The organism is Jiangella anatolica (assembly GCF_003236295.1).
Taxonomy (GTDB): Bacteria; Actinomycetota; Actinomycetes; order Jiangellales; family Jiangellaceae; genus Jiangella; species Jiangella anatolica.
The window spans coordinates 74353-96195 of sequence record NZ_POTW01000012.1 but is presented as its reverse complement, the minus strand read 5'-3'; the positions used below and the strand labels follow the sequence as shown (position 1 = coordinate 96195).

Genomic DNA, 21843 nt, shown 5'->3' with positions numbered 1-21843 from the left:
CGGCATGGGCAGCGGCCGCATCACCATCGAGGACGTCGCGGCGGCCGCCGGCGTCTCCCGGCAGACCGTCACCCGGGCGATGAACGGCCTGCCCGAGATCAGCCGGCGGACCCGCGAGCTGGTCCTGCGCACCGCGGCCGAGCTCGGGTACCGGCCCAGCCGGTTCGCCAGCAACCTGGCCGCCCGCCGGAAGACGCGCGCCGTCGGGCTGGTCCTCGGCTCGCTGCGCAACCCCTACTACACCGAGCTCGCGGCCGAGCTGCTCGACGTGGTCGCGCCGCGCGGGTGGCACGTGCTGATGGCCTCGCACGAGCAGGGCGACGCCGTCGAGCTGGTCGCCGCGCTCAGCGGCCAGGCCGACGCGATCGTCGGCTACTTCCCGGGCGACGAGGCCGCGCTGGTGGCCGCCGCGCGCGGCGTGCCGCTGGTCCAGATGGAACGGCCCGCCACCGTGCCCGGCATGCACGCGGTGGTCCTCGACTTCGACACCGCGATCGAGGCGCTGCTGGACGAGCTCAGGGCCCGCGGGGCGCGGCGGTTCGGCCTGGTCGAGCTCGCCGCGCCGGCCGCCGGGGACGGCGCGGGCCGCTATCGGCCGACGTTCCGGCGGCAGGCGTACGAGCGGCACGCCGGGCCGGACTCCGCGGCCGCGGTCGTCGTCGCCGACGAGTCGATCAGGGGCGGCGCCGACGGCCTCGCCCGGCTCCGCGCCGCGCATCCCGACGTCGACACGGTCCTGGTGTTCAACGACCTCATGGCGATGGGCGCGATGCAGCAGGCCCAGCTCGACGGCGTCGCCGTGCCGGGCGACCTGCGCGTCGTCGGCGTCGACGGCCTCTCCCTCGGCGCCGTCATGACTCCTCCGCTGTCGACGTTGTCGATCGACCGGCGCGCGCTCGCGGAGGAGGCCGCCGGCATCGTCGGCACACTGCTCGACGGCGGCGAGCCCCCGCCGCACCCGTCGATCGTCCGGACGGTGACGCCGCGGCCGCTGTGGCGCGAATCGGCCTGACCGGCGTCAGCCCGTGAGCCGGTCGATGGCGGCGAGCTCGTCCGGCGCGAAGTCGAGCCGGCGCAGGGCCGCGTGGTTCTGCTCCAGCTGGGTCACCGAACTGGCGCCGATGATGGCCGAGGCGACGGTCGGGCGGCGCAGCACCCAGGCGAGAGCGAGCTGGGCCAGCGACTGCCCGCGGGCGGCGGCGAGGTCGTTCAGGCCGCGGGCGCGGTCGAGGTAGTCGCCGCCGATCGCGCTCGCGTCGAGGAACCGGCTGGTCGCGGCGCGGGAGTCGGCCGGCACCGACCCGTCGAGATAGCGGTCGGTGAGCAGGCCCTGCGCCAGCGGGCTGTAGACGACAGCGCCGACGCCCAGCTCGTCCAGCTGGTCCGCCAGGCCGTCCTCCAGCCGCCGGTCGAGCATCGAGTACCGCGGCTGGTGGAGCAGGAGCGGCACGCCGAGCTCGCCCAGGATCGCCGCCGCCCGTGACGTCTGCTCCGGCGAGTAGTTGGACACGCCCACGTACAACGCCTTGCCCCGCTGGACGGCGCTGGCCAGCGCGCCCATCGTCTCCTCCAGCGGGGTGTCCGGGTCGAACCGGTGCGAGTAGAACACGTCGACGTGATCCAGGCCCATGCGGGCCAGGCTCTGGTCGAGCGAGGCCAGCAGGTACTTGCGCGAGCCGCCGTCGCCGTACGGCCCCGGCCACATGTCGTACCCGGCCTTGGTCGACACGACGATCTCGTCGCGGTACGGGCGCAGGTCCGCGGCGAAGATCCGGCCGAACGTCCGCTCGGCCGAGCCGTACGGCGGCCCGTAGTTGTTGGCCAGGTCGAAGTGGGTGATGCCCAGGTCGAGCGCGCGGCGGACGATCGCCCGCTGCGTCGCCGGCGCGTGGGCGTCGCCGAAGTTGTGCCAGAGCCCGAGCGACAGCGCGGGCAGCCGCAGGCCGCTGCGTCCGGCGCGCCGATAGGTCATCCGGTCGTAGCGGCCGGGGTCCGGGACATGGATCATGGGCTTCTACTTCCCGTCGAGGCACGGCGAGTCGGTTTCGTTACCGGTCACGTTCTATCATGGGCGGACGCCTGCGGAAGGAGAGGTCCGATGAGCGGCGGCAACGGCGCGTCCGACAAACGCGGCGCGACCATCTACGACGTCGCCCGGATGGCGGGCGTCTCGCACCAGACCGTGTCGCGTTTCCTGGCCGGCAAGGGCGGGCTGCGACCGCGCAACCGCGAGCGGGTCGAGGCCGCGCTCAAGGAGCTGAACTACCGCCGCAGCCAGACCGCGCGGTCGCTGGCCACCAGCCGCACGTACCGGCTGGCCGCCCTCGGCTACGAGCTGTCCGGCACCGGACCGGGGAAGATGATGCAGGGCGCGAGCCAGGTGGCCCGTGCCGCCGGCTACTCGCTGGACATCGTCAGCCTCGACCCGGTCGACGACGGCGACCTGACCGACGCGCTGGACCTGCTGGGCAACCGCGACATCGAGGGCATCCTCGCGACGGCGCCGACGGAGGCGCTGGACCACGCGCTCGAGGGCCTGCGCACGGACGCGCCGGTGGTCGTCGTGCGCGACGCCGATCTGCCCGAACGCCCGGAGGCCGACGGCGTCGACCCGGTCGGCGTGCACGCCCTGATGCGGCACCTGACCGACCTGGGGCACCGGCGCATCGCCCACCTGGGCGGCCCGCCGGCCTGGGTCGCCGCACGTCAGCGCGCCGACGCGTACGCGCACGCCATGCGCGCGGCCGGGCTCGAGCCGCTGGCGGTCGCCGCCGGCGACTGGTCGTCGCGGTCCGGCTACGCCGCGGCGCCGGAGGTGCTCGCGCCCGGCGGCGTCACCGCGGTGGTCGCCGCGAATGACCGCCTCGCCCTGGGGCTCATGCTCTGGCTGCACGAGCAGGGCATCGCGATCCCCGGCGAGGTGAGCGTCGTCGGCTACGACGACGTTCCCGAGGCCGCCTTCTTCCACCCGCCGCTCACCACCGTCCACCTGGACTTCCAGGCCATCGGCGCGGCGGCGATGCGCTCGCTGATCACCATGATCGAGCAGCCCGACGTCGATGCCAGGCCGCGTTTCCCCGTCCCCGAGCTGGTGCCACGCGCCTCCAGCGGCCCCGCCCCTGAGCTCCCATGATCATCAACCTTCTGTGCTGCCATGACGACACGGAAGGTTGATGATCATGGGGCGCTGGGCGAAACGTGAGCGGTAACGAATTTTGCCGGAAACCTTGCGCCGCGCCGCCGCGCTCGCCTAGCATCGCGGCCATCCCCAATCGTTACCGGTAACGATTTGACCGTCTCGACGCCGCCTCCCGGCGGTGCCCAACAGAGAGCTGGTGTCAAAGATGACGCGATCCCGTGGCCTCGCGGCCGTCCGGCTGGTGTCCGGGCTGCTCGCGGCCTCGATGCTGGTGGTGGCCTGCTCGTCCGACGACGGCGGCGCCGAGTCGGCCGGTGAGCCGGTCACGCTGACGTACTGGTCGTGGGCGCCCAACATCGAGAAGATCGTCGAGGTCTGGAACGAGTCGCACCCGGACATCCAGGTGCGGGTCAACACCTCCACCGGTGGCGACGAGATCGTCGCCAAGCTCACCGCGGCCGACCAGGCCGGCGACCTGCCCGACCTGTCGAACACCACGTACCAGGACCTGCCCGCGCTGATCATCTCCGAGATCGCCGCCGACGTCACCGACATCATGGGCGACCGCGAGGACGAGACCGCGGCGCCGGCCTGGACCATGACCACTCTCGACGGCGTCAACTACGCGGTACCGCAGGGCACGTCGCCGATGTTCCTCTTCTACCGGACCGACGTCTTCGCCGAGCACGGCCTGCCGGTCCCCACGACGTGGGAGCAGTACGCCCAGGTCGCCCGTGACCTGCACGCCGCGGACCCCTCGGTGTACCTGTCGACGTTCCCGGCCAACGACGCCCAGCTGTTCGCCGGTCTCGCGCAGCAGGCCGGCGCGTCCTGGTGGTCCGTCGACGGCGAGGGTGGCTGGTCGGTCGACATGAACGACGACGCCAGCCGGCAGGTCGCGGACTTCTGGGAGGGGCTGGTCGCCGAGGACGTCGTCGCGACCATGAAGACCTACACGCCGGAGTGGCAGGCCGCGCTGGCCGACGGCACGCTGGCGAGCATGATCGGCGCCGTGTGGACGCCGCCGATCCTGGCGAACAACGCGCCGGACACCGTCGGCTCCTGGGCGGCCGTCCCGCTCCCGCAGTGGGATCCGGCCGACCCCGCGTCCGGCGTCCTCGGCGGCAGCGCGACCATCGTGACCACCGGGACCGACCACCCGGAGGAGGCCCGCGAGTTCGCGCTCTGGCTGAACACGTCCGACGAGGCCCTGAACGCCTACATCGAGCACGCGAGCATCTGGCCGGCCGCGCTGTCCGGCCGCGAGCTGCCGGAGCTGCAGGGCGCGACCGCGCTCATGCCCGAGCAGGCCGACTTCTACCGGACGGCGGCGCAGATCGACGAGGTCACCGTCCCGGTCACCTGGGGCCCGAACGTACCGGCGGCCTTCGACTCCTTCACCAACCACTTCAGCGCCGCGGTCTCGGCCCGGTCCGGCTTCGCCGACGCGCTCGCGCAGGTGCAGGCCGACACCGTCGCCGACCTCGAGCGGGCCGGCTACGAGGTGTCCGAGTAGCCGTGCCCGCCACGACGTCCCGCCGGTCCTCGGCGTCGCTCGCGCCGAGGACGGCACCCTGGCTCTTCGTCGCGCCGGCCGTGCTGCTGGCCGCCGGGCTGATCGCGCTGCCGCTCGTCTACACCCTGTGGCTGAGCCTGCGCGGCACCCAGGTCAGCGGCTCCGGGCTCGGCGTGCGCCGGGAGGTCTTCGTCGGCCTGGACAACTACGCCCACGTGCTGAGCGATCCGGCCCTGCTGGCCGGCCTGGGCCGGATGCTGGCCTACACGCTGATCACGGTGCCGGTCACGATGGCTCTCGCGCTGGTGTTCGCGCTGCTCCTGGACAACACCACCACGCGGCTCAAGCGGTTCTCCCGCATCGCGATCTTCGTGCCCTACGCCGTGCCCGGCGTCATCGCGGCGCTGATGTGGGGGTTCATGTACCTGCCGGGGGTGAGCCCGTTCACCGACGCGGCCGGCGCGCTCGGGCTGCCCGAGCCGTCGTTCCTCGGGCCGGTCTCGGTCTACTTCTCGGTCGCCAACGTGTCGGTCTGGGGAGCGGTCGGCTTCAACATGATCATCCTCTACACGTCGCTGCGCGGGCTGCCCCAGGAGATCTACGACGCCGCGCGGATCGACGGCTGCTCGGAGGTGCAGCTGGCGCTGCGGGTCAAGGTGCCGCTCATCGTGCCCGGCCTGGTGATGACCGGCCTGTTCACGATCATCGGCGCGCTGCAGGTGTTCAACGAGCCGAACACGCTGCTCACGCTGACCACGTCCATCAGCACCGACTGGGTCCCGATGATGCAGGTGTACCGCGACGCCTTCGTCACCAACGACCTGTTCTCGGCCGCGGCGTCGTCGATGGTGATCACCGGCATCACGCTGGTCGCCTCCCTCGGCCTGCTCCGGGTGCTGCAGCGCCGCGCGTTCGGGGAGGACTGAGATGACCGCGAAGCGGGGCGCCTTCTGGCCGACGGCCGTGCTGCTGCTCGGCGCCGCCTACTGCCTGCTGCCGGTGGTGTGGCTGGTGACGGCCTCGACGAAGAACGCCGGCGAGCTGTTCACGACGTTCTCGCTCTGGCCGAGCTTCTCCGGCGGCCTGACGGAGAACCTGGAACAGCTGGGCTCGATCCGCGGCGGCGCGTTCTGGACCTGGTGCCTGAACAGCCTGATCTTCGCCGGAGGCGGCGCCCTGCTGGCGACGGCGGTGTCGGCGCTGGCCGGCTACGGCCTGGCGAAGTACCGGTTCCGCGGCCGGCAGTTGGTGTTCCACTTCCTGCTGGTCGGCGTGCTGATCCCCGGCGTCATCCTCGCCATCCCGCAGTACCTGTTGCTGTCGGAGATCGGCCTGGCCGGCACCTACTGGTCGGTGCTGCTGCCCAGCGTCATCAGCCCGTTCAGCATCTACCTGTGCCGCATCTACGCCACCGCGGTGGTGCCCGACGAGATGCTCGAGGCCGGCCGCCTGGACGGCGCCGGCGAGTGGCGGATCTTCCGCTCAGTGGCGCTGGCGCCGATGGTGCCTGGCCTGATCACCGTGTTCCTGCTGCAGTTCGTCGGCATCTGGAACAACTTCCTGCTGCCGTTCATCATGCTCTCGCGCACCGAGATGTTCCCGCTGACCGTCGGCTTCTACTCGCTGATGAGCCAGGGCAACGACCAGGTCAACGTCTACAACGTGGTGATCACCGGCTGCCTGGTCTCGGTGCTCCCGCTGCTCGCGCTCTTCCTCTCCCTCCAGCGCTACTGGCGGCTGGACCTGGTCACCGGCGCGCTCAAGGGCTGAGCCGCCGCCTCCCTCCCGACGACGAGGAGTTCCATGCACGACGCAGCTTCGGCGCCGCTTCCCCGCGGCGCCTGGCCGGTGATGCTGACCCCCTTCCACGACGACCGCTCCGTCGACTGGGAGCAGGTCGACGAGATGACGGACTGGCTGGTCGACGGCGGCGCCGCGGGGATCTTCACCGTCGCGCTCTCCGGCGAGATGTACGACCTCACCGAGGACGAGCGGCGCACACTGGCCCGCCGGGTCGTCGACCGGGCCGCGGGCCGGGTCCCGGTGGTGGCGTCCGCCGTCGCCGGTGGGCCGGTCCAGGCGCAGATCGACTCGGTGAAGGCGATGGCCGGCACCGGCGTCGACGCCGTCGTGCTCATCGCCTCGCTGGTCGCCGGGCCGGCCGACACCGAGGAACGGTGGCGCGACACCGTCGCGGCGATCCTCGACGCCAACCCCGATGTCGACTTCGGCCTCTACGAGTGCCCGCTCCCGTACAAGCGGCTGTGCCCGCTGCCCACCGTGGAGTGGCTGGCCCGGACCGGCCGGTTCGTGTTCTTCAAGGACACCAGCCATTCGACCGACGTCATCCGCGAGCGGCTCGAGGTCATGGCCGGCACCCGGCTGGGTCTGTACAACGCCCAGATCTCGTCGCTGACGGCGTCGCTGCGGCTCGGCGCGGCCGGGCTCAGCGGCTACGCGGCCAGCATCTACCCCGAGCTGGTCGCCTGGCTGTGCGACCACGTCGACGACGCGCCCGAGGACGACGTGCTCGCCGTGCAGCGGCTGCTCACCGTCGCCGAGCACTCCATCAACAGCCGCTACCCGGCGTCGGCGAAGTACCTGCTCGCGCACAGCTCGCGGCTGCGGATCCGCCCGGTCAGCCGGTGGCGGCCCAGCGACATCGGCGACCACGAGGGCCGGCCGCTGGTCGACCTGGCCGAGTACATCGACAGCCTGGGGCTGGCCTCCGGCGCCCGGGCCGGCGGCGGACGGTGACGACGCCGGCGACGATGCGGGCCGCCGTCCTCCTGGGGCCGCGGCGGCTCGTCGTGCGGGAGCGCCCGACGCCGCGGCCGGGGCCGTACGACGTGCTGGTGCGGCTCATCGCCGTCGGGCTCTGCGGCTCGGATGTCCACTTCTACGAGCACGGCCGCGTCGGGGACCTGGTGGTCGACGAGCCGCTCGTGCTGGGGCACGAGGCGGCGGGCGAGATCGTCGCCGTCGGCTCCGCCGTCGACGAGTCGCGGATCGGCGAGCGGGTGGCCGTCGAGCCGCAGCGTCCGTGCCGTCGCTGCCGGTACTGCCTGACCGGCGCCTACAACCTGTGCCGGAGCATGGAGTTCTGCTCCGCTCCCCCGGTCGACGGCGCGTTCGCCGAGTACCTCGTCGTGCCGGCCGACTTCGCGTATCCGGTGCCGGGCACGATGTCCGACGCGGCCGCCGCCCTGCTCGAACCGCTCAGCGTCGGGATCGCGGCCGTGCGCAAGGCCCGGGTGCGGCCGGGCTCGGCCGTCCTCGTCGCCGGCGCCGGCCCGATCGGCGTACTCACCGCGGCCGCGGCCCGGGCGCACGGCGCCAGCGTCGTCGTCGCGTCGGATCCGCTGGCGGCGCGTCGCGCCGTCGCCGCAGTGCACGGCGCCACCCGGGTGATCGACCCGCTCGAGCAGCGGCTGGAGGAGGAGTCCGTCGACGCGTTCGTCGACGCCTCCGGCGCACCGGCGGCCATCGACGCGGGTCTGCGCGCGCTGCGGGCCGGCGGCACGGCCGTCCTGGTCGGCATGGGCTCGCCCCGCGTCGACCTCGACCTGTTCCTCGTGCAGAGCCGCGAGCTGCGCCTCGAGGGCCTGTTCCGCTACGTCGACACCTGGCCGACGGCGATCGCGCTCGCGGAGTCCGACCCCGCCGACCTGGACGCCCTGGTGACCGGCAGCGTCGGCCTGGACGGGCTCGACGAGGCGATGCGCCGCAACGGCGACGCCGACGTCGTGAAGTTCATCGTCGACCCTCGGCGCTGACCGGAGCCGCGGGCGGGAACAGTGTCGGCGGCGCTGGGGTTCGCAGGGGCATGGCGATCGCGTTGGGCAGGACCGGGATCTGGGTACGGCACTCGAGCATCGATCCGGAGACCGCGCAGGAACTGGAGGGCCTCGGGTACTCGGCGATCTGGCTGGGCGCCTCACCCGCCGCCGACCTGCGGGTCGTCGACCCGCTGCTGGCCGCCACCGACCGGCTGGTCGTCGGCACCAGCATCGTCAACGTGTGGTCGGCGCCCGCAGCGCCGGTCGCCGAGTCGTTCCACCGGCTGGAGGCGGCGTATCCGGGACGGTTCCTCCTCGGCATCGGCGCCGGGCACCGGGAGAGCAACGCGGACTACCGCAAGCCCTACGAGGCGGTCGCGGACTATCTCGACGACCTGGACCGGGCCGGCGTGCCGGCGGAGCGGCGGGCGCTGGCGGCGCTCGGACCACGCATGCTCGAGCTCGCCCGGCTGCGCTCGGCCGGCGCGCTGCCCTACCTCACCACGCCGGACCACACCCGCGGCGCGCGGGAGCGGCTCGGCGCGCAGGCGCTGCTGGTGGCCGAGCAGAAGGTCGTGCTCGACGAGGATCCGGACCGGGCCCGCGGCATCGGCCGCGCTCGCGTCGCCCCCTACCTGCGGTTGTCGAACTACGCCGCCAGCCTGCGCCGGATCGGCTTCGACCCCGGCGACGTGACACACCCCGGTAGCGACCGGCTCGTCGACGCCCTCGCGGTGCACGGCGACGCGACTGCGGTCGCCGCCGGGCTCCGCGCCCACCTCGACGCCGGCGCGGACCACGTCGCCGTCCAGGTGCTGCCGATGGACGGCGGCATCCTGCCCACAGCGCGGGCGCTCGCCGGGCTGGTGTGACCCGGCCACGCCGGGGTACGCGAATCGGCATGAGAGCCGTGACGTGGCAGGGCAGGCGCACCGTCCAGGTGGACGAGGTCGACGACCCCAGGCTGGAGCAGCCGACCGACGCGATCGTGCGGGTGACGACGACCGCGATCTGCGGTTCCGACCTGCATCTGTACGAGCCGATGGCGGCGTTCATGGAGCCCGGCGACATCATGGGCCACGAGGCGATGGGCGTGGTCGTGGAGGTCGGCGGCGAGGTCACTCGGCTCGCGCCCGGCGACCGTGTCGTCGTCCCGTTCCAGATCTGCTGCGGCTACTGCTTCATGTGCCGGCAGGGCCTGCACACGCAGTGCGAGACCACCCAGGTGCACGAGCACGGCATGGGCGCGGCGCTCTACGGCTACACCAAGCTCTACGGCCAGGTGCCCGGCGGGCAGGCCGAGTACCTGCGGGTGCGGCAGGCGCAGTACGCGCCGATCGCGCTGCCGCCCGACGGCCCGGACGAGCGCTACGTCTACCTGTCCGACGTGCTGCCGACCGCCTGGCAGGCCGTGGAGTACGCTGCGATCCCGTCCGGCGGCAGCGTCCTCGTCCTGGGCCTCGGGCCGATCGGCGACATGGCCTGCCGCATCGCGCTGCACCGCGGCCACCAGGTGATCGCCGTGGACCCGGTGCCCGAGCGGCGCGCCCGCCCGGCCGAGCGGGGCGCCGTCGTGCTCGACCTCGACACCGACGACCTGGCCGGAGCGATCCGCGACCTGACCGGCGGCCGCGGCCCCGACGCGGTGATCGACGCCGTCGGGATGGAGGCGCACGGTTCACCGGTCGCCCACTTCGCCCACAAGCTGGTCGGGCTGCTGCCCGACGCGATCGCCGAGCCGATGATGCAGAAGGCCGGCGTCGACCGTCTCGCCGCGCTCTACACCGCGATCGACGCGGTCCGCCGCGGCGGCACCATCTCGCTGGCCGGCGTCTACGCCGGACCGGCCGACCCGGTGCCGATGCAGACGCTGTTCGACAAGCAGGTCCAGCTGCGGATGGGACAGGCGAACGTCCGGCGCTGGAGCGACGCCATCATGCCGCTGCTCGCCGACGGCGACCCCCTCGGCGTCGAGCGCTTCCACACGCATCGGCTGCCGCTGGACGACGCCCCCGCGGCCTACGAGATGTTCCAGCGCAAGACCGACGGCGCCGTCAAGGTGCTGCTCGACCCCGCGACCGCCGCCACGCGATGAGCCAGCCCGCCTCGGCGGCCGCGTCGAGCAGGTAGGTCCAGCGCAGCCGGCCCGCGGCGACATAGACGACGTCGACGGCGAGGAACGTCGCCGCCGCGCCCATGCCGAGCCGGCGCGCCTGACGCAGAGCTGCGTCGTCACGCGGGGTGGACAGTTGGGTGAGCCCGACGACGACGAGCAGGCCGCCGACCGTCCGCACGAGCCAGCGGTCCCGCTTCGGCCCGAGCACCGCCTCGAAGGACCGCATGCTCACCAGCGGCCACACGCCGGTGACCAGGTTGTACGCACCCTGCGCGCGGACGAGCGCCACGGTGTCGCTCGACGGTGGGCGATGGCCGTTCATCTCAGCCGGCCGGGTGCAGTGGCGTCACCGTCGAGTCCGGCGCCGGACGGTGCTCGCCCACGTGGCGGACCGGCTGGAGCGGGACCTCGGAGGTGCGGCCGGTGATCGCCTCGAGGTGGCTCAGCACGATCCCCTCGCGCAACGCCCACGGGCAGATCTCGGCGCGCGTGACGTTGAGTGCGGCCATGGTGGTGTCGGCGACGACGGCGCCGGCGATCAGCGGACCGGCCCGGGTCGCCGAGACGCCGCGCAGCTGGGCGCGCTCCGCGGCGGTGAGCGCGGCCAGTCGCGGCAGCCAGCGGCGGACGTCGCGGCGGGCCAGCTCGCGCCGTACGAACGGGCCCTTGCGCTGGCGCGGGGCGCCGGCCAGCCGGGCCAGCTGCTTGAACGTCTTCGAGGTGGCGATGACCCGGCGCGGCTGGCCCTCCCAGCGCAGCCGGTCGGCGACCTCGCCGATGGTGTCGCGGACGTGGCGGCGCAACTCGCGCAGCTGATCACGGCTGGGTGGGTCGTCCGGGAGCAGGTGCCGGGTCAGCCTGCGGGTGCCCAGCGGCAGCGAGATCGCCAGATCCGGCTCCGCGTCACGGCCGAGCGCGATCTCCATCGTGCCGCCGCCGATGTCGAGCAGCAGCAGCCGCCCGACCGACCACCCGTACCAGCGGTGCACCGCCAGGTAGGTCAGCCGGGCCTCCTGCTCGCCGGTGAGGAACTGCGGCCGGATGCCCGCCAGCGCCTCGATGCGGTCGATCACCTGGTCGCGGTTCGTGGCGTCGCGGATGACCGAGGTCACGTACGGGTACAGGTAGTCGACGTGCAGTTCGGCGGCCTCGCGGGCCGCCGCCGCGACGGCCGCGGCGACCCGCTCCACGGCTTCGTCACGGATGGCTCCGTTGTCGTCGATCGCGTCGTGCAGCGACGTGGGGAGCTTGACCCCGTGCGCAGGCAGCGGGGGCGCTCCAGAGGTCGCCTCGACCACCTGGAGCTGAGCCGAGTTCGAGCCGATGTCGAGCACACCGAGCCGCATGGAGGATTCCGTACCCAGCCGTTCGGCACACCATGTCGGGCATCGAGGCCGGTGGGCGGGACGGCCGCGGCCGGCCGTCCCGCCCACCGCGCGACTCAGATGGCGGTGAACGTGATCGTGGCCGCGTAGCTGCCCGGCACGAGGGTGGTCGGCGCCTCGATCAACAGGTCCGCGCCCAGCCGGCTGGTGCCGAACCCGGCGCCGGCCGCGGCCACGGCGAGTGGGCTGCTCACCGACAGGCCGGCGCCGGCGCCCAGGCCCGGCGGCACCGCGTCACCCGGCCGGACCTCTCCGTCGCCGGCCTGTCCGGCCACGAGCGGGGTCCAGCCCAGGTGCGCCCCCGTCAGGACGGCGGCGCCGGTGGTGAAGTCGCCGACCTGGCCGGACACCACCCAGCCCGGAGCGCTCGCCCTCGTGTCGGTGACCGTCACCGGACGCAGCTCACCGGCCGACGACCAGCGATCTCCGGCGACGCCCAGCTCGAAGTCGCTCATGCTGACGACGTCGTCGTCCGGGTCGATGCTGACCACCAGCGCGCCCTGTCCCTCCGGCAGCGACGCGACGACCCGCTGGGCGAGGCCGCCCAGGCCGGTGTCGTCGACGGTCAGCGTGGCCGGCAGCGACGTCACGTACACCCGGCCGTCGTCGAAGGTGAGCTGCGCGCTCACCGCGGCGCCGTCGAGGTCCGGCGTCACCGGCAGCTCCAGCCGCGGGCCGCTCACCCCGTCGACCACGACCGGCTCGGCGTCGCCGGGCCGCTGGATCCGCCAGACGTAGCGGGTCAGCACCGACGGCGGGGACACCCGCGCGGTGAGGACGGCCGTGTCGCCGGCGGCGTAGGACGGCGCGACGCCCTCGACGACCACGCCCTGCGGCGGCGGGGCACCGTGGTCGTCGACGTGGATCGTCTGTGTCGTGGTCGTCGCGAGCACCTCGCCGTCGGCGTTCACCAGGTCGGCCTTGATCTGCGTGCCGTCGAGGGCCTGCTCGGCGATCACCGCGTGGGACAGGCCGGCGGTGCCGGGGATCTGACGGAACTCGGGCCAGTCGCTGCGCTTCCACCAGAACCGGGCGACGTCGGACGAGGCCGGCGCCGGATCGGCGGTCAGGTCCATCGAGACCGGGGTGCCGGTGTGGTAGTGCCCGTCGATCGCGGCCATGGTGAGCACCTGGTCGCCCTCGCCGGCGGTCGTGACGTTGAACGGCCTGGTCACGTAGCCGACCAGCTGGCCGGTGGCCTGGGAGGTGACCCGCAGGTACAGCGTGCGGTCCTGCATGGCCTCGGTGATCTCGAACTCGGCGGCGGGCAGCGCGGCGCCGCCGTCGAGCAGCAGCCGGTCGCCGCCGCCCCGCCACAGCTCCCAGATGTAGTCCAGCCCGTCCCCGAGGTCCGGCGACACGGACGCGCTCAGGCTGGCCCGCTCGCCCACCCGGTAGAGCTCCCGCAGCCCGTCGAGCTCGATCGAGCGCATGGTGAGGCCGTACCGCAGCGGCGCCGACTGGCCGAGCACGGTGCCGTCGGCGGCGCGCAGCTGCAGCGCGAACTCCTTGTACTGCATGAAGTTCGAGACGACGGTCCACGGGCCGGCGCCGACGGGACCGTAGGTCGCATGCGTGTCCCGCCAGGCGACCTCGCCCACAGCGGTCCGCTCGACCCAGCGCAGCGTCTCGCCGCCGGTCGGCTCCCGGTGCGACGCGACGAGCGGGACCTCGACACCCCAGTAGTAGTTCGCCTCGATCGGCGCGACGGTGATCGGCTCGCCGCTGCCGGCGTCGGTTCCGCCGACGCTGAGCCGGACCGGCGCCGTCGTCGCGTCGATGGCCGAGCCGGTGCGGATCTCCGCGCGCAGCAGCCAGCCGTCGTAGGCCGTGGTGAGGACCCGCTCCAGGCCGAGCGGGTCGGGCCGGCTGACATCGGCGAGGGTGACCGGCTCCTGCCGCGGGTCCGGCGAGGTCGCGACCCACCGGACGCTCTGGTTCGGGCCGAGAACGTAGCCCGCGACGCTCAGCCGCAGCGTGTCGCCGGCCGCGTAGCTCTCCCGCAGCCCGGTGAGCTCGAAGTCGTCGGTGGCGCCGGGCTGGCGGACGTTCACCGTCACCGGCGTGGCGGCGGACGGGCCGTACTCGTCGGTCCACGCGGGCACGAACCGGGCGGTCACGGTCCGGCGCCCGAGCGGGATGCCGGCGGTCTCGAGCGTGGCGGCGCCGTCGTCGACCTCGGCGTGACCGAGCACGAGGTCGCCGGCCGCGAACTCGACCGCGCCGCTCGCGTCGGCCGGGGTGACCGCCGCGGCGAGTGTGACGGTCTCGTCCGCTGTCGCCTCGGCCGGCTGAGCGGTCAGCGTGGTGGTCGTGGCGACGGCGGGCGGCACCAGGCCCACGTGGAACCGGACGCTGGCCGAGGCCGTCTGCCGCACGCCGCCGATCGCCGCCCGGACCTCGAACGTCAGCAGGTACCGGCCCGGCGCCGTGAAGCCCCAGTTGGCGTGCCGGTGCGCGCCGGCCGGGAACTCCAGGACGTTGCTCGGGCCGGCATCGCCGGAGAACAGCCGCTCCGGACCCGACCCGGACTCGGACCAGACCTCGACGCGGCCGGGTCCGGTCGCCTCCGTGAGCGCGATCTCCACGGCATCGCCGTCGACGGCGCCGGCCGCCAGCCCCTCGGTGTCCAGGCCCGGCCACACGACGCCCTCGCGCCGGGTCTCGGGCGCGATCCAGGCCTCGGTCCCGGCCGCGCCCAGGAACGCGTAGGCGGGATCGTCCGGCACTGTCGTCCGCGCGGCGTCCTCGACGTTGACGATGACGTCGCCCGGGTAGAGGCGGGTGCCGGCCCGCTCGAGGTCGGCCTTGGTGTGGAGGGTCAGCCGCCCGGCCGCGACGCCCACGGACAGCACGTCGACGTGGGTGTCCGTCAGCACCGTCCGGGTGCTGCTCCCGGGCGCCGGACCGGGGGCGGCGGTCGCCGCGCCGGAGGGCAGCAGCGCCGCGGCCGCGGCCAGTGAGGTGACCAGGGTCGCGGCGATCGCCACCGCCAAGGGCCCGCGGACGTGGCGATGCGTGGTCAGACGTGTCATCGGACTCGCTTTCGAGTGGAGTGACCGGACTATTGTGAATAGTAACGGTTCTCATTAAGATCCTGTCCACCGCAGTCCACTGGAAAGGATCACGATGAGGTCCCTGCTCACACGACGTGCCAGGCAGCTGGCCGTCCCCGTGGTCGCGGGTGCGCTCCTGGCGTCCGGCGCCACGGCCACCGCGGCGGCCGGTGAGTTCGAACTGACGCTGGACACCGGGCACATCGACGCGTTCACGCTGCGCTGGGTCGACCAGAACCTCGAGGTCGACCTGCAGGAGGACGTCACCGGCCACCACGTCCTGCACGAGCCCGAGGACGTCCTGTTGCAGGTCAAGCCGGAGTCGGCGCTCGTGCTGCCGGACCCGGTGCCGCCGAGCCTGTCGTTCCTCGGCGCGCCCGGCGACACCGTCTACTACCTGCCGCAGACCCAGGACCCGGCGCTGATCTGGCCGGGCTGGAGCACCGAGCAGATCCCCGCCGGCGTGTTCACGAACCCGCTGCGGATCGAGATCACCGACGTCCAGGGACCCGGCGACGTGTTCCTGTGGCAGACCGGCTCGTTCGGCGAGTCGATCTCGGTCCTCGGCGGCGGGTTCCAGCTGCCCGGCACCATCTCACCGAACGCCAACGTCCACGCCCACGCCAACTGGGCGTTCACGGAGACCGGCCGCTACACGCTCACCGTCCAGGCCAGCGGCACGCTGGCGGCCGGCGGCACCGTCACCAGCGCGCCCGCCACCTACACGTTCCAGGTCGGGGACGCCGATCCGGCGCCGTCCACCACGCTCAGCATCTCCGGGCTGGCCGGCCAGTACGACCCGGGCGACGCGGTGACGCTGACCGCGGTCCAGGACCCGCCGACCGGCCTGGACCACTACCACTGGTTCACCCGGGCGCCGGGCACGCAGGAGTGGGTCGTCGTCCCCGACGCCGGCACGGACGTCTACAGCTTCACCGCGACGGCCGAGCACGACGGCGTCCAGGTGATCGCGCGGCTCTACGGCGAGGGCCATGCCGTCGTGGCCGAGTCGGCGCCGGTGACGATCGCCGTCGAGGACGACGGGCAGGAGCCGGAGCCCGAGCTGTCCCAGCGCATCGTCGCCACCCTGCCGGAGGACGAGGGCGCGCTGGTGGCCAGCGTCGACCCCGAGGACAACGAGGTCGTGATGAGCGACTTCGAGCTCAGCCCTGCCGCCGACCGGTGGACGTCGGCCGGCGACCTGCGGCCGGTCACCGTGACCGACACCCGCGCCGCCGCTCCGGGCTGGGTGGTCTCGGGCCAGGTCAGCGACTTCACCGCCGGCGGCGAGGTGCTCCCCGGCCGTCACCTGGGCTGGACGCCGCTGGTGGCCGAGCAGCCCGGTGACGGCGGCGTGACCGCGGGCGCGGCCGTGGCGCCGGGCCTGACCTCCGGTGACGGGCTGTCCGTCAGCCGGCCGCTGGCGACGGCCGCCGCGGGTGACGGCACCGGGACCAGCCGCCTCGGCGCCGGCCTGCTCATCGAGGCGCCGACGACCCTGGTCCCCGGCGTCTACGAGGCCACGATCACGTTCACCGCGATCTGACCACGTTCCCACCACCGATCCCCGGCGCAGCCGGCCACGCCCATGGCCGGTTGCGCCGGTCCCTGCGCACACCATCGGAGCACCTCGACCGTGAGAACCCTCGGCCGGCTCGCGGCCCTCATCGTGACCATCGGCGGCTGCCTCGCCCTGCCGGCGACCGCGGCCCCGGCCGAAACGCCGGAGGCGCCCACGACCTGGGGCATCGTCCCCTCCGGGCCTGACGGACCGGGCGACCGGGCCGCCTTCGAGTACACCCTCGACCCGGGGACGACGATCAGCGACGTCGTCGCCGTCAGCAATTACACCGAGGCGCCGCTCACCCTCGACCTCTACGCCAGCGACGCGGTGCGCAACACCCAGGGCGGATTCGACCTGCTGCCGGCGGCCGACGAGCCGGTCGACGTCGGCTCGTGGGTGGACCTCGGCGAGCCGGCCGTCACCATCCCGGCCCGGTCCCGCGTCGACGTGCCGTTCCGCATCACCGTCCCCGCCGACGCGACGCCGGGCGACCACGCCGGCGGCATCGTGGCCGGTCTGACGACCCAGGCCACCGGCGGCGCGGGCGGGCAGGTCGCCGTCGACCGCCGGGTGGGCGCCCGCATCTACCTGCGGGTCACCGGCACGCTGGAGCCGTCGCTCACCGTCGACGACGTCCACGTCGCGTTCGACGGCCTCCCGCTCGGTCAGCCCGGCGCCGTCCGCGTCGACTACACCGTCCGCAACGAGGGCAACCTGCGGCTCGCGGGCCGGCCCGCCCTCCGCGTCGCCGGCCCGTTCGGCCTCGGCGAGCGCACCTGGACCGGGGACCCGCTGCCGGAACTGCTGCCGGGCGACTCGATCTCCGGTTCCGCGGTCGTCGACGGCGTCTGGCAGCTCGGCCGCCTCGACGTCGAGGTCGAGATCCGGCCAGAGACCTCCGGCAGCCAGGTTCTCGATCCGGCCCCGCCGCCCGGCACGTTTGCCACCCGGCTCTGGGTGGTGCCGTGGGTCCCTCTCGCCCTCCTCGCCGCCCTCGCCCTCGCCCTGGTGTGGCGACGTCGTCGCCGCCGCCGGCGCGGCGCCACGCCGGCTGGCACGTCCACCCCGCGGCCCGCCAGCGCCGCGGGGTAGGTCTCGGCGGATGCCCGCCAGACCGGCGGATGGCACGCGATTTCGACCGGCATCCGCCGGTTTCGCGGGCATCCGCCGCGTCGGCAGGCGTCAGCCGGTCGCCGGCGCCTCGATCCCCGGGCGGCGCCAATGCTTCGTGACCAGGCCGTGGCAGGGCGCGAACAGCCAGGCCAGCAGGAACACCGTCGCCAGCACGAGCACGATGGTGCCGCCGACGGGCAGGTCGTAGCTCCACGACAGGTACAGGCCGACAACGGCGCCGGAGCCGCCGATCGCGGGCGCGAGCAGCATCATCGCGCCGAGGCGGTCGGTGAGCAGCCGGGCCGCCGCGGCCGGCGTGACCAGGAGCGCAAGGACCAGGATGTTGCCGATGGTCTGGACCGAGATGACGATCGCGACCGTCACGAGCACGTAGAGCGCGATGTCGAGCCAGAACACCCGCAGGCCGACCGCCCGGGCGAGCTCGCGGTCCAGGCTGACGGTGACGAACTGCTGGTGCAGCAGCAGCACCGCGCCCAGCAGCAGCACGCCGGTGATCGCGGCGGTGTAGAGGTCCTCGTCGGGGATGCCGGTGATGGAGCCGAACAGGAACTGCTGCAGCGAGCCCGCGTACCCGGGCGCCTGCGAGATGATCACGATGCCGAGCGCGAACGACGCGACGTAGAAGACCCCGATGACGGAGTCCTCCTTGAGCCGTCGGTTCTGCGCGAACACGGCCACCAGGACCGCGGTGAGGACACCGGCCACGGCTCCCCCGACGACCAGGCTGCCCTGCAGGACGAACGCGACGGCCAGGCCGGGGAAGACGGCGTGGGCGACGGCGTCACCGATGAACGCCATCCCGCGCAGCACGACGTAGCAGCCGACCACGCCGCAGACGACGCTCGACATCACGGCGATGAGCAGCGCCTTCGGCAGGAACGCGAGGTCGGGGTTGGTGAGGTCGGCGAGGAACTCGGCGATCGACACGGCTCACATCACCTTCAGGATCTTCAGCAGCGGACTGGTCTCGCTGACGCCGAACGCGCGCATCCAGGGCTCGGGGTCGAGCAGCTCGCTCGGCGGCGCGTCGGCGACGATGGTCCGGTTCAGCAGCGCGATGCGCGTGCAGGTGTCCAGCGCGCCGACGAGGTCGTGGGTCGTCATCAGCACGGCCCGGCCCTCCCGCGCGAGCTCCAGGAACAGCCCGGTCAGCAGCTCCTGGGTGGGCAGGTCCAGGCCGGTGAACGGCTCGTCCAGCAGCAGCACCCGCGGCTGCAGCGCGAGCGCCCGCGCCACGAGCACCCGCTGCCGCTGCCCGCCGGAGAGCTCGCCCACGGGCCGGCGCGCCAGCTCGCCCATGCCCACGCGCTCGATGGACTCGCCGACGGCCCGCCAGTCGGCCACGCCCGGACGGCGGAACAGGCCGAGGAGGCCGCTGCGGCCGGTCATCACGGCGTTCTCGACCGAGATCGGGAAGTCCCAGGCGAACTCGTGCCGCTGCGGCACGTAGCCGACCGGCGAGCGGCGCGGGCGGATCGGCCGGCCGTCGACGAGCACCTGACCGGCCGCCACCCGCACCAGGCCGAGGATCGAGCGCAGCAGCGTCGTCTTCCCCGCACCGTTGGGCCCGATCAGCCCGGTCAGCTCACCGAGGTCGACCGCGAGGTCGATGTCGCGCAGGACCGTCCGGCCGCCCAGGCCCACGGTCACCCCGCGGACCTCGAGGACGCTCACGGCCCGGCCTGCGCGCGACGGCGTGCGGCGCGGCCGCGCAGGACGACGATCGCCAGGACCACGACGAGGACGGCGGCGGCGCCGACGACGCCGAGCAGGACCGGAGCCGATCCCCCGTCGTCGCCGTCGTCGCTCGCCTCGTCCGCGGCGGCCGGAGTGGCGTCCTGCGCCGGCGCGGCGCCGGCATACTGCGCGGCGAGCGCCTCGTCCGTGCTGGTGGCGTCGCCGACGGCGAACCTGATGACCTGGGTGTCGGACTCGGCCGCGCCGGAGATCAGGTCCGCCGACACCTCGACCTCGACCAGGTAGACGCCGGGCTCGGAGAAGACCCAGTTGGCGTGCGTGTGGGTGTTCACCTCGACCCAGAGGTCCTGCGGGTACGGCTCGCGGCTGTCCCACAGCACCTCGGGCTCGCCCAGCGTGCCGCTCTGCAGGAACATGACGACGTCGCCCGGTCCCTGCACGCCGCGCAGGGTGAGCGTGGCGCCGCGGTCGATGCTGTCCATGACGGTGGGGTCCTGCGTGTTCCAGCCGAGCCAGACCACGCCCGGCTCCTGCGCCTGCGGCACGACGTGGACGTCGGTCCCTGGCGTGGCGGGCAGGAACGCGTAGTCGGGGTTGTCCGGCACCGTCGTCAGGGACGCGTCGCCGACCTGGAACACGGTGTTCGGCGCGGTCCGCCACACCGGCGTGGCCGTGCTGCCGTCGTGCACCAGCAGCGTCCACGTCCCGTCGACGTAGCGCGGGCCGAGGTCGACATGGCCGTCGCTCAGCACCGCCTGGTCGGTGGCGATGGGCTGGTCGGCGTCGATCTCCTGGTCGAGGTTCGGGTCGGCGGCCGCGCCCGCCGTCGCCGTCACCGTCAGCAGGGCCGCGCCCAGCAGGGACGCCGGCCGGAATCGTCGCGTCATCGGTCACTCTCCGCTGGTTCGGACAGGCAGGTGCGCAGCGACTCGGCGTTGAATCGCATCATCTCCACGTAGCTGGTGACCTCGTCGTCGAAGGTGTCGCCGTAGATCTCGCACACGGCGACGCCGAGCTCGTCGGCGACCTCGGTGAGCGTCGACGACCTGGTCACGAGGTTCGGCTCGAGGAAGACCGCCGGGATGTCCAGGTTGCGGATGGTCTCGGCCAGCCTGCGGCGGTCTGCCAGGCTCGGCTCCGTCGCCGGGTTGGGGCTGACGAAGCCGGAGATCCGCACGTCGTAGGCCGCGCCCAGGTAGCCGAACGCGTCGTGTGTCGTCACCAGGTGGCGACGCGACTCCGGGATGGCCGCGATGGTGTCGCGGACGTAGGCATCGAGCCGCTCCAGCTCGCCGATGTAGCGCGTGGCGTTGTCGCGGTACTCGCGGGCGCCGTCCGGGTCGACGCCGATCAGCGTGTCGCGCATCAGCTCGACGTAGGAGATCGCGTTGCCGACCTCCTGCCACAGGTGCGGGTCGATCTCGCCGTGCACGTGCCGGCCCAGCACCGCCTGCGGCAACTGGAAGATCGGGTCGCCGGGCCGGCCGAGGAACCGGAAGCCCTCGTCGGCCGGGATCTCGTGCAGCGCCTTGTTCGGCACCTCGATCACCGTCGTGGCCGGGTCGACGACTTCGGCGTGCGCATGACCGTCGCCACCGTGCGGGTCGACCAGCAGATACAGCTCACCGGTGTCGATGTCGACCGTCACGTCGGCGTGCCCCGCGCCGAGCACGTCGGCGCCGTCCATGCCCGGCACGGAGTGCGGATCGACGCCGACGGCGAAGGTGAACGTCTGCTCTCCCAGGTCCACCGGCCGCTCGTCCGGCGACACGGCAAGTGCTGCCCGCATCGTCAGCCGGTACACGCCGGGCTCGGTGAACGCCCAGCTCATGTGCGTGTGCGCGTCGGGTGGAAGCGTCGCGGTGTCGTCCCGGTAGCCGTCGGAGGCGTCGAAGCCGTCGGTGGAGTCGACGTAGAACTCCGGGTTGCCGAACGACTCCGTCAGGTAGGCGACCAGCTCGCCCGGCCCGTCGACGGCGGTGCCGCTGAGGTAGACGTCCGAGGCCCGGTTCGCGCCGTACTGCTCGCCGGTCCCGCGCACACGCATGCCGAGCCAGACGGTGTCCAGCGCGACGTTCTCGACCAGCGGGATGATCTCCGCCGCGTACTTCACCGCCCCCTCGGCGAGGGAGATGTTCGGCACGCCCGGGTCGAGGTTCGCGCCCAGCGCCTTGATGATCGCCTGCTGCTCCAGCAGCAGGTAGTTGCTGAACGCGACGTCGGCGTAGACCACGTTGCGGATGTCGCGCAGGCTCGGCTCGTACGCGTGCGGATCGGCCTGGTCCGGCACCAGCGAGCCGACGTTCACCCGGTCGCCGCCGACGTTGCGGACGAGGTCGGCCAGCAGCCCGGTGGTCGTGACGACCTGCACCCGGTCGTCGCTCGCGCTCAGCACCTCCGGCGCCGCGCACCCGGCGCTGAGTGCGAGCGCGGCGACGACCAGCCCGCTCAACCTC

At 73.3% G+C, this 21843-nt stretch carries 19 protein-coding genes; 11 read left to right on the top strand and 8 right to left on the bottom strand.

What is annotated here, in order from left to right:
• Nucleotides 1-4: 4 nt before the first annotated feature.
• On the top strand, nucleotides 5-1012 hold the full coding sequence (locus tag C1I92_RS07330; protein WP_111254000.1) for a LacI family DNA-binding transcriptional regulator: 1008 nt from the start codon (nucleotides 5-7) through the stop codon (nucleotides 1010-1012).
• 6 nt (nucleotides 1013-1018) lie between these two features.
• Here the strand turns inward: C1I92_RS07330 and C1I92_RS07325 are convergent, their stop codons facing one another.
• The gene (locus C1I92_RS07325; RefSeq protein WP_199521032.1) at nucleotides 1019-2008 is read right to left on the bottom strand and encodes an aldo/keto reductase; all 990 of its coding nucleotides are present in this window, start codon (nucleotides 2006-2008) and stop codon (nucleotides 1019-1021) included.
• Nucleotides 2009-2098: 90 nt separating this feature from the next.
• On the opposite strand from C1I92_RS07325, the gene C1I92_RS07320 reads away from it, so the two are divergent.
• From C1I92_RS07320 to C1I92_RS07285, 8 genes are all read left to right on the top strand, one after another.
• Nucleotides 2099-3133 carry a LacI family DNA-binding transcriptional regulator gene (locus C1I92_RS07320; protein WP_158564034.1) on the top strand — a complete coding sequence of 345 codons (1035 nt, stop codon included), beginning with the start codon at nucleotides 2099-2101 and terminating at the stop codon, nucleotides 3131-3133.
• Nucleotides 3134-3344: 211 nt separating this feature from the next.
• Nucleotides 3345-4655: an ABC transporter substrate-binding protein gene (locus C1I92_RS07315; protein WP_111253998.1), complete on the top strand. Its 1311-nt coding sequence runs from the start codon at nucleotides 3345-3347 to the stop codon at nucleotides 4653-4655.
• 2 nt (nucleotides 4656-4657) lie between these two features.
• Nucleotides 4658-5581, top strand: a complete 924-nt coding sequence (locus C1I92_RS07310; protein WP_111253997.1) for a carbohydrate ABC transporter permease — start codon at nucleotides 4658-4660, stop codon at nucleotides 5579-5581.
• 1 nt (nucleotide 5582) lies between these two features.
• Nucleotides 5583-6425: a carbohydrate ABC transporter permease gene (locus C1I92_RS07305; RefSeq protein WP_111253996.1), complete on the top strand. Its 843-nt coding sequence runs from the start codon at nucleotides 5583-5585 to the stop codon at nucleotides 6423-6425.
• Between the two features lie 33 nt (nucleotides 6426-6458).
• Entirely contained in the window at nucleotides 6459-7412 is a 954-nt protein-coding gene (locus C1I92_RS07300; protein WP_111253995.1) for a dihydrodipicolinate synthase family protein, read from the top strand.
• A gap of 14 nt (nucleotides 7413-7426) precedes the next feature.
• Nucleotides 7427-8431, top strand: a complete 1005-nt coding sequence (locus tag C1I92_RS07295) for an NAD(P)-dependent alcohol dehydrogenase (RefSeq protein ID WP_111254017.1) — start codon at nucleotides 7427-7429, stop codon at nucleotides 8429-8431.
• A gap of 50 nt (nucleotides 8432-8481) precedes the next feature.
• Nucleotides 8482-9306, top strand: coding sequence for an LLM class F420-dependent oxidoreductase (locus tag C1I92_RS07290; RefSeq protein ID WP_111253994.1), 825 nt, complete (start codon nucleotides 8482-8484; stop codon nucleotides 9304-9306).
• Nucleotides 9307-9335: 29 nt separating this feature from the next.
• Nucleotides 9336-10529 (top strand): alcohol dehydrogenase catalytic domain-containing protein, encoded by a 1194-nt coding sequence (locus tag C1I92_RS07285; protein ID WP_111253993.1) that lies wholly within the window; start codon nucleotides 9336-9338, stop codon nucleotides 10527-10529.
• Here the strand turns inward: C1I92_RS07285 and C1I92_RS07280 are convergent.
• From C1I92_RS07280 to C1I92_RS07270, 3 genes are all read right to left on the bottom strand, one after another.
• Nucleotides 10489-10839 (bottom strand): hypothetical protein, encoded by a 351-nt coding sequence (locus tag C1I92_RS07280; RefSeq protein WP_199521030.1) that lies wholly within the window; start codon nucleotides 10837-10839, stop codon nucleotides 10489-10491. The two genes, C1I92_RS07285 and C1I92_RS07280, sit on opposite strands and share 41 nt — an antisense overlap.
• Nucleotides 10840-10873: 34 nt before the next feature.
• Nucleotides 10874-11896, bottom strand: a complete 1023-nt coding sequence (locus C1I92_RS07275; protein WP_111253991.1) for a Ppx/GppA family phosphatase — start codon at nucleotides 11894-11896, stop codon at nucleotides 10874-10876.
• Between the two features lie 95 nt (nucleotides 11897-11991).
• Complete coding sequence (locus C1I92_RS07270) at nucleotides 11992-14970, bottom strand: choice-of-anchor M domain-containing protein (RefSeq protein WP_146605052.1); 2979 nt, start codon at nucleotides 14968-14970, stop codon at nucleotides 11992-11994.
• 94 nt (nucleotides 14971-15064) lie between these two features.
• Here C1I92_RS07270 and C1I92_RS07265 point away from each other — a divergent pair, with 94 nt between their 5' ends.
• Both C1I92_RS07265 and C1I92_RS07260 read left to right on the top strand, forming a co-directional pair.
• Nucleotides 15065-16537 (top strand): choice-of-anchor M domain-containing protein, encoded by a 1473-nt coding sequence (locus tag C1I92_RS07265; protein ID WP_111253989.1) that lies wholly within the window; start codon nucleotides 15065-15067, stop codon nucleotides 16535-16537.
• A 90-nt stretch (nucleotides 16538-16627) separates the two neighbouring features.
• Nucleotides 16628-17647, top strand: coding sequence for a WxL protein peptidoglycan domain-containing protein (locus C1I92_RS07260; RefSeq protein ID WP_158564033.1), 1020 nt, complete (start codon nucleotides 16628-16630; stop codon nucleotides 17645-17647).
• Nucleotides 17648-17737: 90 nt separating this feature from the next.
• Here C1I92_RS07260 and C1I92_RS07255 read toward each other — a convergent pair whose 3' ends face one another.
• From C1I92_RS07255 to C1I92_RS07240, 4 genes are read right to left on the bottom strand one after another with little or no spacing between them, the layout of a single operon-like run.
• Complete coding sequence (locus tag C1I92_RS07255) at nucleotides 17738-18616, bottom strand: anchored repeat-type ABC transporter permease subunit (protein WP_111253987.1); 879 nt, start codon at nucleotides 18614-18616, stop codon at nucleotides 17738-17740.
• Between the two features lie 3 nt (nucleotides 18617-18619).
• Nucleotides 18620-19363 carry an anchored repeat-type ABC transporter ATP-binding subunit gene (locus tag C1I92_RS07250; RefSeq protein WP_111253986.1) on the bottom strand — a complete coding sequence of 248 codons (744 nt, stop codon included), beginning with the start codon at nucleotides 19361-19363 and terminating at the stop codon, nucleotides 18620-18622.
• Nucleotides 19360-20274 (bottom strand): choice-of-anchor M domain-containing protein, encoded by a 915-nt coding sequence (locus tag C1I92_RS07245; protein WP_199521029.1) that lies wholly within the window; start codon nucleotides 20272-20274, stop codon nucleotides 19360-19362. The genes C1I92_RS07250 and C1I92_RS07245 overlap by 4 nt, the downstream gene beginning before the upstream one ends.
• Nucleotides 20271-21839, bottom strand: a complete 1569-nt coding sequence (locus tag C1I92_RS07240; protein WP_369124085.1) for an anchored repeat ABC transporter, substrate-binding protein — start codon at nucleotides 21837-21839, stop codon at nucleotides 20271-20273. The genes C1I92_RS07245 and C1I92_RS07240 overlap by 4 nt, the downstream gene beginning before the upstream one ends.
• Nucleotides 21840-21843: the final 4 nt, after the last annotated feature.

What these genes read in the sequence shown, in the direction of transcription:
- C1I92_RS07330 (WP_111254000.1), top strand. Translation starts at nt 5, where the DNA reads ATGGGCAGCGGCCGCATCACCATCGAGGACGTCGCGGCGGCCGCCGGC.
- C1I92_RS07325 (WP_199521032.1), bottom strand. Translation starts at nt 2,008, where the DNA reads ATGATCCATGTCCCGGACCCCGGCCGCTACGACCGGATGACCTATCGG.
- C1I92_RS07320 (WP_158564034.1), top strand. Translation starts at nt 2,099, where the DNA reads ATGAGCGGCGGCAACGGCGCGTCCGACAAACGCGGCGCGACCATCTAC.
- C1I92_RS07315 (WP_111253998.1), top strand. Translation starts at nt 3,345, where the DNA reads ATGACGCGATCCCGTGGCCTCGCGGCCGTCCGGCTGGTGTCCGGGCTG.
- C1I92_RS07305 (WP_111253996.1), top strand. Translation starts at nt 5,583, where the DNA reads ATGACCGCGAAGCGGGGCGCCTTCTGGCCGACGGCCGTGCTGCTGCTC.
- C1I92_RS07300 (WP_111253995.1), top strand. Translation starts at nt 6,459, where the DNA reads ATGCACGACGCAGCTTCGGCGCCGCTTCCCCGCGGCGCCTGGCCGGTG.
- C1I92_RS07295 (WP_111254017.1), top strand. Translation starts at nt 7,427, where the DNA reads ATGCGGGCCGCCGTCCTCCTGGGGCCGCGGCGGCTCGTCGTGCGGGAG.
- C1I92_RS07290 (WP_111253994.1), top strand. Translation starts at nt 8,482, where the DNA reads ATGGCGATCGCGTTGGGCAGGACCGGGATCTGGGTACGGCACTCGAGC.
- C1I92_RS07285 (WP_111253993.1), top strand. Translation starts at nt 9,336, where the DNA reads ATGAGAGCCGTGACGTGGCAGGGCAGGCGCACCGTCCAGGTGGACGAG.
- C1I92_RS07275 (WP_111253991.1), bottom strand. Translation starts at nt 11,896, where the DNA reads ATGCGGCTCGGTGTGCTCGACATCGGCTCGAACTCGGCTCAGCTCCAG.
- C1I92_RS07270 (WP_146605052.1), bottom strand. Translation starts at nt 14,970, where the DNA reads ATGACACGTCTGACCACGCATCGCCACGTCCGCGGGCCCTTGGCGGTG.
- C1I92_RS07265 (WP_111253989.1), top strand. Translation starts at nt 15,065, where the DNA reads ATGAGGTCCCTGCTCACACGACGTGCCAGGCAGCTGGCCGTCCCCGTG.
- C1I92_RS07245 (WP_199521029.1), bottom strand. Translation starts at nt 20,274, where the DNA reads ATGACGCGACGATTCCGGCCGGCGTCCCTGCTGGGCGCGGCCCTGCTG.